The sequence below is a fragment of the Zhongshania antarctica genome (assembly GCF_014202945.1).
GTDB classification, from domain to species: Bacteria; Pseudomonadota; Gammaproteobacteria; order Pseudomonadales; family Spongiibacteraceae; genus Spongiibacter; species Spongiibacter antarcticus.
Genome location: NZ_JACHHW010000014.1, coordinates 1 through 13,432 on the forward strand (window position 1 = coordinate 1; position 13,432 = coordinate 13,432).

At 51.0% G+C, this 13,432-nt stretch carries 7 protein-coding genes; all 7 read right to left on the reverse strand.

The genetic code is table 11. The annotated features are described in order from the left end of the window. Nucleotides 1-201: 201 nt before the first annotated feature. The 7 genes from HNQ57_RS18200 to HNQ57_RS16840 all read right to left on the reverse strand — a co-directional run bounded on the left by HNQ57_RS18200 (nt 202) and on the right by HNQ57_RS16840 (nt 13,201). Nucleotides 202-1,728, reverse strand: a complete 1,527-nt coding sequence (locus HNQ57_RS18200; RefSeq protein ID WP_184464954.1) for a tyrosine-type recombinase/integrase — start codon at nt 1,726-1,728, stop codon at nt 202-204. 414 nt (nt 1,729-2,142) lie between these two features. Then, a complete protein-coding gene (locus tag HNQ57_RS16815) occupies nt 2,143-2,427 on the reverse strand; it encodes a hypothetical protein (RefSeq protein WP_184464956.1) in 285 nt (94 codons plus the stop codon). 78 nt (nt 2,428-2,505) lie between these two features. Next, entirely contained in the window at nt 2,506-4,458 is a 1,953-nt protein-coding gene (locus HNQ57_RS16820; RefSeq protein WP_184464958.1) for a pyrroloquinoline quinone-dependent dehydrogenase, read from the reverse strand. Continuing rightward, nucleotides 4,455-6,236, reverse strand: coding sequence for a Vgb family protein (locus HNQ57_RS16825; RefSeq protein WP_226968216.1), 1,782 nt, complete (start codon nt 6,234-6,236; stop codon nt 4,455-4,457). Before HNQ57_RS16825 ends, HNQ57_RS16820 begins: the two co-directional genes overlap by 4 nt. A gap of 77 nt (nt 6,237-6,313) precedes the next feature. Beyond that, nucleotides 6,314-8,671, reverse strand: a complete 2,358-nt coding sequence (locus tag HNQ57_RS16830) for a TonB-dependent receptor (RefSeq protein ID WP_184464961.1) — start codon at nt 8,669-8,671, stop codon at nt 6,314-6,316. 53 nt (nt 8,672-8,724) lie between these two features. Further along, nucleotides 8,725-10,671, reverse strand: a complete 1,947-nt coding sequence (locus HNQ57_RS16835; RefSeq protein WP_184464963.1) for an outer membrane protein assembly factor BamB family protein — start codon at nt 10,669-10,671, stop codon at nt 8,725-8,727. A gap of 79 nt (nt 10,672-10,750) precedes the next feature. Continuing rightward, nucleotides 10,751-13,201, reverse strand: a complete 2,451-nt coding sequence (locus tag HNQ57_RS16840) for a penicillin acylase family protein (protein WP_184464964.1) — start codon at nt 13,199-13,201, stop codon at nt 10,751-10,753. Between the last annotated feature and the right edge of the window lie 231 nt (nt 13,202-13,432).

Below are 13,432 nucleotides of genomic sequence, written 5' to 3' on the forward strand. Positions count from 1 at the left end.
GAAGCCAGCACTCAATCGATTTATGATTGAATTTGAAGACCGCTTAGCGGATTATATTTAACCTTGGCAGTTACACAGAATTATTTACAGGCTCCGCCTACACTCAGCCTTGAAACCCGCATTACTATGCCACCGACCTCAGGCAATACTTAAATCTGCACTAGCTGACATCACCGTATATCATTAACGCGCTCCTGCCACTCAACGAAGAACCCTGCGAACCGACGGCGTCTTGCGCACCTCAGCCAATTCAGACAATAACTCAGCACAAAGCTTAAAAACATCATCCCCATAATCTATGTATTGTGCAGCATCAACCAACTGATCCATTCTCTTTCCTTCAGAATAGACTTTCTGCAACAAAGTATTTCGTCCATCCACATGCCCGATAATTAAACTTTGGTACTCCACAGGCAAGTCCGCCCGATCAAGGCAAGTCGCTGCGGTACTGCGAAAACTATGAAAGGTATACTCGTTCTTGACCCCAGCCCACTCCAAGCCATCTGCTTTCCACCGACTAAAAGTGTCACTCATTTTTTTAGACCGGCGATTATCGTATTCAGACAAGCCTTCAATTAAGTAAGCACTTTTGGTATCCACCTTATTTCCCCGCAACCAAGCCAATACCAAACGACTCCCTCGATTTAATGGAATCCGCCGCTCTCCCGCCTCAGACTTTGACTCCGTTATATCTAAATAATCATACTCACCATCATTTTTCAGATCACCTAGCTTAATTCTCGATATTTCTTCAAGCCTCATGCCCGTATATGCCGCCAACATAGCTGCGGGAAGTAGATTAAGTGCTGAGGCTGAATGTCCTTTTTTCGAGCAAACGGAAAGCCAATTTAAAACTTCACACAACTGCTGACCAGTAAACCCTCTATTCCTGCTATTAGATTTAACCCTCGTCTTTTGCCTTGGAAGCATGTCGTCATAACCATCGAAAGGGTTTGCCGAAATCTCTTTAAGCGCCTTCCTAGCATAATTAAACACCGAGCTAATTTCTGACAGCTTATTTTGCCGAGTCTTATGAACCTGCCACTTACTGGCGACAAGTGCGGCAAAATCCACAGCATTCGCTCCTGATATTTCTGCTATGGGTGTTTTAAGCCCTTGCGGCAATAAGGAAGCAAATAATTTTATTGTTGCTCGCTGCCCCACCAAGTGTGACGGCCTCGAGTTATCAGCCTCACGCTTCGCCATATATCTCTTAACCACCTGCTCTAACGTTAGCCCTCCCGCTTCGCTTCGCAGGTATGTATCAACCTTCCTTGCAAGCACATGGGCACTAGGGCCGCCAAAACCAATAACGTCAGACTGTACAATATCGAACACCCCCTCAAAATCCGATGCTAAATCCATCTCAGCCAACACATTGATATACTCATCAAAAAGCGGATCATCTTTATCAACAATCCCATCCCGCACTATATCGCCAGCACCATTCCATACCGCATCGATCTTCTCATACTGCTTATTGGGATGATTTTTTGCACTCAAATAATATTCGCGGGCAGCACCAATCTGTAGCGCTATATACTCCCTATGCTCTTCTGGGATTGCCGATAAATCGAAAGGGAAATCGTACTTAGGTATTATTGGAGCCTTCAAAGCTAATGTTAATTCATCAAACAAAGCATCCCATTCCGCCACTATTCCATTAGCAACTTTATTAGCAGCCCTTCGATCCGCCGTTCCCGTACTACGACTTAGAAATTCCTTCACAGTACCTTTCTTGGTAAGAAGAGCAGGATGCCTACTGCCACTCAATCCTTTAGGCACACGCTTTTTAACCCAATAAATCGAGCTTCCAGACCTACTATAAATATGCGGACTTTGTTTCATTGAGAGTAATGCCAAACAAGACAATGTGTGACATATTGTGTGACACTTTGTTGCACACCACAACCATAACCCATTGTAATTATTATATTATTTATACCAATCAACAAGTTAACACATAATGCGTCCAATTCCTCTCCTGGGCACCATTATTTACCCTTTAAAACCCACACACTAAGACTCGAGATATAGCACCGATTTTCAAGGTGTGCGTAATTTTGAGACTATTTTTTCAAGTAACTGCGAATACCGCAATCGGCACGGAACCACCGCCACTGACAAAGAGCCCCGCAGCGATCAACCCCCAAGCGAAACGCCCTCTGTTTCAAGCACCGTAGCAACATCCGCCCGCTCAATGATTTTGACTAAAATAGACTGAATAGTTTCGTCTTCACGAGCATCTTGTTCGCAGCTGAATTTTTGCTCCTGTGCAGCAGCCCCCTCTTCCAAAATAAACGAGATAACGACTTCACTGGCAGAGTCAGGGCTTTTGCCAAAATACGCTAACGATATAAGTGGGTAACCGTGAAAGCCTTTTTTAACCTGCTTGGCGATACGTTTTTTGGCTTTATCTACGTTCATTGTGACGCTCTATGTTAGCTGTTTCTGCGACATTACACCGAAAGCACTAGGCCGACCAGCGCCGCACTACGGCTCCCCCTATTTAGACTTAGTCGGCAAAGCAAACGCAATAATATAATCACCCATCGACCGCTGGTACATATGATGCCCCCCAGCCGCAATCACCACATATTGTCGACCGCCCCGCTGGTAGGTCATTGGCGATGCAGTCGCATCGACGGGCAAGGTGTGCTGCCATAGCATTTCACCGCTATCAGCTGAAAACGCTCGGAAGCGCCGATCCATCGTTGCACCGATAAACACCAGATTGCCCGCCGTCATTAGCGCGCCCCCCAAATTCGGTGTGCCCCAATTAATGTCGAAGGGCAGCGGCAGGGGCGCCATCTCATGCACTGACCCCAACGGCTTTTGCCACAGCACTTCGCCCTTGGCTAAATCGATCGCCATTAATTTCCCCCACGGCGGTTCACTACAGGGAATTCCCAATGGCGACAACAGGCTCTCAACCACCACGGTATACGGCGTGCCTGCCATGGTAATACGCATGGTTTTACCCGCTGGCGGTAAATGCTCTCCCGTTTCAGCGCTGCTAGTGGGTTTTAAATATCCAACAAACGGCGCGGTATTTACATTAACCACCAGTTGCTGACGTTCCGGCCAAAATACCCCGCCTCCCCAATTCGCACCACCAAGGCTACCTGGCAGCATTAGCGTGGGGCTCTCGGTCAATGCGGTAAATAGGCCCTGATTATTCAAACCTGCAATTTTCTTGGCACAGACGCCGCGATCCCAGGGCGTCAATCCCCAGGCGCTTTCGGCATTTAACTCGTGATTCAATAATAAGGGCAGCTCAGTGGACGCTGGCTGAGTAGGTGACAAGTGCTCTCCCGTCACCGCCAACTGAGGCACAGGCTTTTCAAGAATGGGGAATAATGGCTCACCGGTCTCCCGATGAAACACAAAAACAAAACCCTGCTTAGTCAGCTGCACAACCGCAGGAATCGATTTGCCACTGCGGTGTAAATCGATCAACATCGGCTGTGCTGGGGTGTCGTAATCCCAAACATCGTGATGCACAAACTGAAAATTCCACACCATTTTGCCGGTGCTACCGCGCAATACTACCAGCGAGTTTGCATAGCGATTATCGCCAGGGCGAAGCGCGCCGTAATAGTCTGGCGATGGCGCGCCGGTAGGAATAAAAACCAGATCCCGCGCTTCATCCACCGACAATGGCGCCCAAGCGTTAGCGCCACCAGAAGCGGCAACGGCATCGACAGGCCACTGTCCGGCGTTAGGCGCGGTTGCGTCTAAAGGGATGGGTTCAAATTGCCAGCGCAGCGCTCCGCTCCGAGCGTCAAAAGCCTTTACCGTGCCGCGCGGGGTGTGGGCGCGAACAAAATCCACCACCGCCGACCCCACAATGATGGTGTTATTTATCACCACCGGTGGCGACACGCTGCCGATATCACCGGGAACAAAACCCTCTTCATCGGTATACAGTTTTACCGTGCCCTTATTGCCAAAGCCTGCACACAATTTGCCATTGCGAGCATCAAGGGCAATCAAACGGCGATCATGGGTTGCGGTGAATATACGCTGACCGCACTGTTCACCATCATTAGCAGAATCGGCCCACCAACTCACGCCACGACACTTAAACGGGCGATCACCGGCCAGCGAAATTTTAGGGTCAAATCGCCAGCGCTCAACGCCGGTCTCTGGATTAAGGGCGATTACCTGATTGAACGCGGTGCAGAACACTAAATGCCCACCCGCGGCCTCTGGCAATAATATCGGCGTGGCTTCTAAGGCGCTGTGCGGTAACTGCTCCGCAAATGTCTCCGCCTCGCCGCTACGATACTGCCAGGCCACTGCCAAGCCCCCAACATTGTCGCTACTAATTTGCTGATGCGGCGAGAAACCTGAGCCCCCTTGATCGCCCCGATAATAAGGCCAGTCCTGCGCCGCTACTGGCAAAGTCGCTAAGCAAGCGCCCAGCAGCAGCAGTGTCGCCCGCTGTATTTTCATTGCGGGTAAGGCGTAATGTGAATCAAGGTAGGCTGAGCGTCTTCTATTTGCCAGCTTGGAAAATGCGAGTTCGAGGTATATACCGAGCCGTCTTCAGCGATTTCAATATCTCGTGTAAATGTGCGACGACGCGGCATGGGGTAAACCTGCCAAGTCTCAGTCGCGATATCAAAGCGCATAACTGTGTCTGACTGATTACCGTTAACCCACACTACGCTGCGCGCCCTATCCACATTTAATGCATAGGGGAATTCGCTAACAACAGGTAAATCATATTCCTTTAGGATTTTAGTTTGCGGGTCGTACATGACCAACAAGCCAGCCTGAAACGCCACCATCCACACGCGGTTCTCGGCATCTACCCGCAGGCGGCGCGGCCCGATCACTTCAATATCGATTACCGTTACTTCGCCCGTTTCAGGATCGATATAACCGAAATCATTAGCATACAGCCGCGCAAACCAGACCCGTCCGTCTGGCGCGACGTCAATACCATACGGCATAGGCAGCCCGCTAGACTCACGATCGACCGAAGGCATAGGGCGCGTCTCTGGGTCAAGCCAAAATATCAGCGGTAGGAGCTTAATGGTCAGCCACTCTTTAATATTACGAGCGGGGATATCGAAATAGCTAAACACCTTTTTTTGACGATCCCACATCGCAACTTGAGACGACAGCGCGAGGGTAAACCACACTCGGTCTTGCTCGTCAGTACGAATAGTATGGGGATAAAAGCCCCGAGTCATTTCGTGACGGGTAAAGGTTTTGGTCTGGGGGTCAAATTCCAACAAGGCCCGCTGCATCGACGGCGTGATAAAAATATGGCCATCTTTAGGCGACACGGCAAATGAGTGCACCCCCATGTAATTATTAATTTTGCCGTAGGCGTTGAAGCGATTTCCTAAGAATCCGCCAAGCTTGTCGTCGGGTTCATGGGGCACCGTGTAAACCGTGTATACACCCGTTTTGGGATTCACTTCATAAATGCGGTCTTGAAGATTATCGCCTACGTACACCATGCCATTGGGATGCAGAATAAAGTCATGCATTTGCGAGAAACCGTCACCAATCGGCCACTCGGTATAACTCGCTCCAGCCAAGGCTGAATCCCAGGGCCGGGGCTCGGGTACAGATTCATAGCTCGCGTTTAAACTGTGGTAACCCGCTGCCAACCCCTCCGCCAATGGCTGGCGTAAGTCACCAGCAATGCGAGCACCATAACCACCCATGCGATCAATAACGGTCAGCCACTCTTCAGCGCTGCGTTCAACCCGCATAAACGGCGAGGCCTGTTGGTGGCAAAACGCACAATTTAAGGCGAAATGTTGTCGTAAGGCCTCGCCACCACCGATATCAAGCTGAGACAACCACACATTCGACGGCTTTTGCTCCGCCAGCACTCGGCGATCCTGCTCACGCTCCATCTGCACCGTCAGGTCTTCACCCAAAGACAACTGTGCAGCGACCACTGCCGCGGGCAAGCTAACATCTTTAAAGCCAGGCTTGCGAAAGCGATAATCATAGGAAATGCCAGTATCAGGAAAATTTAGCATGCCATTGGCATCGCTAAAGCGGGTATTTTCGAGTGCAGACTGATTACTGACACCGTCCGCAGCGTAGCCCTCATCAGCCAAGATCAGCTTCGGCTTTTGCGCCAATACCCGGGTAACCATTACCGTAGCCAATCCTTCGCCAGAGTCATCAGTCACTATCAGGTCCTTCGCCAGCGCGTGTCCCGCCAGCACCATGCACAGCCCTACCCCCAAAATTTTATTCATTACTGCTCGCATTACACTATCCTATTATTGTTTTTGTACGCAGCGCCGCATAAGCCGGCGCAAATCAAAAAGTGCGTCTAATAATTTAAACGCAGAGTCATACCGACGCTGCGAGGGTCGCCCAAAAAGGTTTGATAAGAGCCCTCTGGAGAACCAACGCTGGCATCAAGCACCGCATGAAACGTCGCCGGTCCAATGGCCGAGGCATACTGTTCGTCCGTCAAATTTTTAACCCACAGCGCCACGTCAACATTGGCACTGCGCCATCCCAGCCGAGCGTCAAACACACCGTAAGCGGGCTCTTCATGGCGAGGATCAAGATCGGGAATATAGTGGGTTGAGCCCTGATAACGATAGGCCAAACGGCTGTAGAGATCACCGCTAAACAGCGGCTGGGTATAACGCAGAGCTGCGTTACCAGCGAGGCTCGGGGTAAACGGCAGCTTCTCGCCACTGAGATCACACTGCGCGTATTCATTGTCGGGCTCACGACCGTAATAGCACTGACCGCCGTCGTAGCTCTTATAGACAACGTCTAAGGCAGTGGCGCTTAAACTTAAGGTCAAACTGTCAGACAGTAGCAATAAGCCCTCTACTTCAGCGCCATCCATAATCACCTGATCGGCGCTGTTCACCACAAAACTTAAACCCAGAAAAGAAGCATTTTGTTGGCTATCATAGATAGTGTGGAATAGGGCGCCGTTGAGGCGAGCGCGCTGGTCCCAAAATTCTGCTTTCCAGCCAAACTCAAAGTTCTGTACTTCTTCAGAATCAAAGTCACGCAACTCTGGCGGTACCGTGCCGGATTCTAAGTTAAAGCCACCCGCTTTAAAGCCAGTAGAGTAAGTAAGGTAGAGCATGACGTCAGGGCTAGCAAAATAACTGAGGCTGGCCTTACCGGTCGTTGCTGCCCAACTTTTTGATGAATCGTAAGGGTCCACATTTGGCGCTACTGAGCACACCGGGTTGGTATCAAACGGTGCCGAGCAACCATTAGCCGCCGTGTTATAGGTTGCAATATAACCGTCTTTTGCTTCGTCGGAATACCGCAGCCCCACACTAAGATTCCATTTTTCGCTGAGGTCAAAATCCATTTGGGCAAACACACCGTAGCTGGTGGTCTGTTGGTCTGCTCGGTAAAACGCCTCATCCCCTTCTACGCCAAGTATCGGTACTTGCGCAGGCGATCCAACCGGCACCGGTAGCGGCACCGGCAAGGGCGCGGCGACAAAGTACTTCGCCACAATCGTGCCGTATTCCTCTACTTGGTCTTCCATACGCAGGAACGGTTGAGCCCAATCACCGCGCTGAAAATCGTTGTAATAGTAATACACCCCGGTCATCCAACGCAGGCTATCGCTGCCTTCAGACGCGATACGAAACTCTTGGGAAATGGAGTCGCCCGCGTGCTTATCAAAATTGCTGGCAATATTGATCGGCATAAGCTCGACGTTATACATGTACTTTTCAGAATCGTAGGTATCAAAACTGGAGATCGAGGTAAAGCTGTAACCGTCACCGCCGTATTGCACATTCAAAATAATATCGCTGGAATCCTGCACAATAAGCGGTTTTAAATTGTGTTCAACCACGTGATCGAGGGGATCATTATTACTAATATCATAACCAGCCTCACTGATCATCTCGCGGGTTTTGGCGCTGTAGTACACATCCGCCGCCATGGCATTCATGTCGCGCTCTAACCAACCCGCAATTAAACGCGCGCTCCAGCGATCAGAAAAGTCATACTGCAATTGGCCACGCAGCGCGATGTCATTGAGATTACCGCTGTCTGGGCCACTGAGGTTTTCGGTCAGATTACCGCGCCGAGTGGTACTGGCACTTAAACGGCCTGCCATTTTTTCGGTGAGGGGTCCGCTAACATAGCCCTTAAGCTGATGTAAGTTGTCGCTGGCATAAGTGAATTCCGCCATGGTTTCCAGCTCGCGGCTTGGCGGCGCTGATGACACCGCAATCAAACCCGCCGAGGCATTTTTACCGTACAAGGTACTCTGCGGTCCCTTTAATACCTCGATCGCTTGCACGTCAACAATATCCCCTAGGCCCACCCCCGACCGCGAGCGAAATGCACCATCAATATACAGTGCTACGGCAGGCTCAAAGGTGGGAACATTGGCGGCATTACCGATACCGCGTATGCGCACTGCGGTACTCATTGGCTGCTCAGTGGTTAAGATATACAGCGAGGGGACCAGCGCAGAGACATCGCTAATATCGCGAAATCCAGACTCTTGCAAATCATCAGCTGAGAGTGCTGAAACAGCGACTGGCACATCCTGAAGACTTTCTGTGCGCTTTTGGGCCGTAACCACCACCTCTTCGAGTACTGGTGCGGCAATTGCCGCATTAGCCAAGCCAATGGCGAGGATAATCGGTTTAAGAGCCAAATCACTCACGGTGAATTTTATTGTCATTTTACGCTCCTTGGCGCGGTCACCACGACCGCAATATTTATTATTTTTTATGCCTATTTTTGAATTTTGTAGGCCAGCAAAACATTGCCGGGCAGCTGCCCAAACATGCTGTAACCCGAAAGCACATACAGCCACTCGCCAACCACAATCTGCCCAGCAACATCAATAGCGCCGCCATGGCCCGCTAATCCGTTGCTTGCATTGACCGGTACCGCCGTATTATCTGTCCACAGAACGCTGCCACTGGCGCGGTCAAACACCCGCATAGTGCCATCGAGCCCGCCACTAAAGACGAGCTCATCACTCACCGTTATGGCCGACGACAAACCGTAGTAAAAGCTGCATCGATAGAGCTCAGCTGGATCCACCTTGCTTGCCGAGCGGTTATTTTCTAAGCCAACCAAGGGCCGTTTACTGTAGTCAAAATCGCAATTTCGCTTAACGGGATGCCCCCAAAGCACATCGCCATCGCTTACATTTAAGGCATACAGCCCCGGCTTTGGGGTATACCCCGCCAGCTCTCGCTCGGGGTCGGCTATCGGCACATACAGCGAGTCGCCCGCCAGTGCCATGCCCCAATGAATACCGCCATTGCTTGTACCTTGGCTAAGCCGCTTGCGCCAAACTACGCGCTGCTTATCATCGCCATCGGGATTAAGGGCAAACACTTCGCCGGATTTTTGACCCGCTAATAGCAACTGCCTGCCATCAAAATCCGCAAGAATAATTGAGGCGCCAAAATCAAAATCTTGCCCGGGATTGTCTGGGCAATTCGCCCCACCGTTTAAACACGCCGCATTCCAAATATCACCGGCAGTAGCCTGAAATTTCCACACTAGGTCGCCGCTATCTAAATCCAGTGCAATCACCGCGTCGCTGGTGTCGGTAGCCGGTGCACTCAAGTTTTCGCCAGTACCGATATACAATCGATTGCGCTGGACATCGATGGTGGGCGTTGACCACACAGCTGCACCAGAAGGCCCATAGCGATCTTGGCCCGCTTTATTTTTACCCTGCAAACTGGCATCACGACTGGCATGCCACGTCCACAGTTTGTCGCCGCTGTCGGCGGCAAGCGCCATTACCCCGCCATGAGAAGTGCAACAAATATGACTGGGGCTGCCCGCCGCCGCCACCTCGAATAATGAAATCGGTACATAAAGGCGATCATCGTGGTAGCTAATCGACCCCGAAATTACCGAGTAGTTGTTCAGCCGCGCTGAGCGCTGCCAAACAATATCCAAGGTATTGGGATCAAGGGCATATACCGTTGCCAATGAGTCTGCAAAAACCAGCAATTGCCTAGAGTCACTCAGGGTCGCGACGGTAATGGCTGAGCGAATACCACTAATCATTTTGGTGTGAGCAATGACGCAGCCACTATGGCGATTTAAGACAAATAACTTCCCCGCTTTATCGCCAACAAACAGGCGATCACCAATTACCGCGGGTTGCGAACGCATGTCGCTGACTCGTGGGAAGGCAAAGCTCCAGGCCAAGCTAAGATCACCAACGTTATTTGCGTCGATACGTGTTTGCTTGGAGGAGATAAAGCGACGATTTTCAGGACCTAAGCCCCAGCTCGCCAATATTGGACTGGCGCTGGTATTTTGCGATTGCTCACACATCGCATCGGCAATCCAATCGTATTGATTGGTCGCACTGCCCGCTAAGTAATGTGCAATCAAGCCCCGCTTCTGTTTACTAAGATGAGCCGCCATTGGCTGCATTTTGCCAAATTCCATGGCAATCATCAGATCTTCTTTGGCGAGTCTAGATAGCGCCTCACGTGTCGGCGCATGCATTGTTGGATTGTCGTGACAGCTGGCACAGTGCTTGTCAAAAAGGTATTCACCGGCACGGGCCAGCGGCAAGTGTTCGGCATTGCGCAACACCCACGCCTCGCCATGCTGCACAAGCCACGTTTGCACTGGTGCACGACTCAGGGCAGCGGCGATACCCACCGCCACGATGATAAAAATAATTATGCGCTTCTTCATTAATGCCCCGTTATTATTGTATGAGGTCTTGCCTGCTAAAGGCACCGCAGCGCTTACGCTGCCGTGCCGTTTTAGCGGTCTATTCGCTTATTTCCATACTCGACAAACGACGGTCGGCCGCCACCGCCGCCTCACAAAAACGACCCGCAACCCACTCTTTGCGCGAATACATCTCGGTTTGGTCGGCAAAATAAGGTGACTCACTATTGGTCGATTGCGAGTAAGTCAAAATCGTTTGCGTATCAGGGCACTCGTCGCCATCAAAAGACACCACCTGCACAAAGCTAGCGCCATGAACGACGTCGTTATAGCCAGCGTCTGAATTGCTCCAGGTATTGCTCATCGCATTAAATAAGCCGTAGCCACCGGGACCGCCGTGCATAGGAATTTTGGCCTCTCCGCGCGACTCGGTAGCATGGGTGCGCAAGCTGGCATCCAATGGAATACCGTTCCCTTGTAAGTCGCTAATAGCCGATGCCAGCGCGTATTGCACGTGGGGATTAGCAATATTCAGCCCGCTAGGTGTATTCACTGGATCGTTAACGTCAAAAGGCGTTGTCCACACATCGGCAAAACCAAAGCCACTTGCCGCCGTCCCCGTAGGTACATCACTAATAAACAAATTCGCGACAAAGCGCCTAAATAGCACCGCACCTGGGGCATCAAGGTCATCGCGGCGAGTCCAGCTGGCTAATACCGCGCAGGCCTCAGCGGTTTGCACCGGACCACCGGCACCGATCATACCGGGTGTTACCGCGCACAATTGCAGCAAGTCATCCAACCACAGCTCGGCTGCCATATGACGATTATTAAAAATAAGATCCTGCATTTGTTGGCGGGTAAATTTAGTACCGGGTAGACCATCGCTACCATCGATCCGCTGCTTGGTCATAAGCAGTCCGAGGCGGGTGCGCATCCGTCGCTCAGTACCTTCGTCGCCAATAATACGAAAAAAGCCTTCCAGAGGCTGTTCAGGGCTCGACAGCCAATAACTGTCGTTCGAGTTAGTGAGGTAATCGCGACGAATCAACCAGGGCATATTGTCAGGGCCAATAATACCGGTTTGCACCGCATCGGCGTCATTATCCCAGGCACAAGCAGCCCGCGAACCGTCTAACACCGGTAAACCCAAGGTATTTGCAGTGGCCACGCCAAGAGGTGACGCGCACTCTAGGGCCTTTTGATCCGAGACATTTGGCGTCACCGAAATATCCGCATACAAGGCCTCGCCATTGCTGTCGGCAGCAATGGTGTTTACCCAAGGGATACCTTGATTGCGCTGCATTATTGCCAATAACTCACGGACACTCTGCGCGCGATTGGTTTCCACAAAATGATTTAAATAGCGGAAATTAAGCGCATTGGCGTCGGCCAGAGCGAACGCCGCTGCAGGGGTCCAAGGAAATACCGGTAAACCCAGTATCTCGGTCAACACCGGCCCCCAGCGCGTTGAGTAAAGGGTGCGAGATACCGCAGTGCCATCAGCTAGCTCAACACTTAATTCTTGGGCAAGCATCGCTTCCGGCTGACCGTCGACTAAATAGGAGGTCGGGTCGCCCGGCACCAACGTTAATTGATAGGGCGTAAATCGCCACGCCGACGACACGGTATGACTCCACGCCAAGTTCTGGGTATGCCCAATTAAGATCATGGGCACGCCAAACAAAGCTGAACCCGTCGTATCTAATGTACCAGGAATAGTCATATGCGCTTGATGGAAACGCTCGGCGCCATCCCAAGGGAAATGCGGATTCCCCAATAGCATGCCCTTGCCGTTTGCCGTTGCGTCGGAGCCCAGCGCAATCGCATTACTGCCAATTTGAATACCCTGCCAAGCCTCACCAAGCTGCTGTGCGATCTGCTCGGGGCTCGACGTATTCGCGCTCAGCGAGTTTGGTCCCGGCGGTTGCGCGCTACCAATGCCATTGATTGCCACGGCCGAGCTACCGAGCAAGGCCAGCTGGTAAAAACGACGGTACACATCCAATTCGGTGATCGGCCTCACCCAGCTCGCACCACGGCACGTGGGATCAGGTAGATTTTCAACACCAACATCGCGCAGGTAGCGGTTATAACCCGCCACGTAACCCTTCACCAGCGCTTGGGCCTCAGGCAAAGGCCCCAGTGGCGGCGCCTGTGCCATCAGATTTTCCACGCGCTGTTCGGCGTTAATTAATTTAAAGAAAAAATCTGAATTTAAATTATTATTGGTGGTGCCATTACCGGTCATGGTCCAGCTGGCATCAGGCCCAAAATATTTTGACCTTTCGCCAGACACCGTCACATAGACATCGGCAATAGTGCAAATATTATCTTCGGCAAAGGCGTAGCTATAGCCATAGCCGATACCGGCATAGTCATTGGCTTTAATATGCACCATACCGTACTCACCGCGACGAATTTCCGCGCGGAAAGCACTGTCATCCACTATAGGATCAATGGGCTTTTGGGTATTCGAATAGGAATTACCTCCGCCACAAGCGGAAATCAACAGGCTCACTGTAGCAATATAAATACTGCGATTTATCATTTATACATCCATCTATTTACTTAAGACTGCGACAAATAATTATTATTCAAATAGCCGCGTTTAAAGCTGGTTTAGCCTTCACCATTCACGTCAGCGCCATTGAGTGAGGCATGGGGAGCAATCGCAAAATCTATTATTAAAAACCCATCAGGCCCGCCCTAGGCACCCAACGCACAGGCCAAAGAATAAGGCACCCAAAGACACATAATATACATTAAGTAACCTAATACC

Excerpts from the sequence above, each read along its gene's own strand:
- HNQ57_RS16815 (WP_184464956.1), bottom strand. The coding sequence starts at position 2,427 with ATGAACGTAGATAAAGCCAAAAAACGTATCGCCAAGCAGGTTAAAAAA.
- HNQ57_RS16840 (WP_184464964.1), bottom strand. The coding sequence starts at position 13,201 with ATGATAAATCGCAGTATTTATATTGCTACAGTGAGCCTGTTGATTTCC.
- HNQ57_RS16835 (WP_184464963.1), bottom strand. The coding sequence starts at position 10,671 with ATGAAGAAGCGCATAATTATTTTTATCATCGTGGCGGTGGGTATCGCC.
- HNQ57_RS16825 (WP_226968216.1), bottom strand. The coding sequence starts at position 6,236 with ATGAATAAAATTTTGGGGGTAGGGCTGTGCATGGTGCTGGCGGGACAC.
- HNQ57_RS16820 (WP_184464958.1), bottom strand. The coding sequence starts at position 4,458 with ATGAAAATACAGCGGGCGACACTGCTGCTGCTGGGCGCTTGCTTAGCG.
- HNQ57_RS16830 (WP_184464961.1), bottom strand. The coding sequence starts at position 8,671 with ATGACAATAAAATTCACCGTGAGTGATTTGGCTCTTAAACCGATTATC.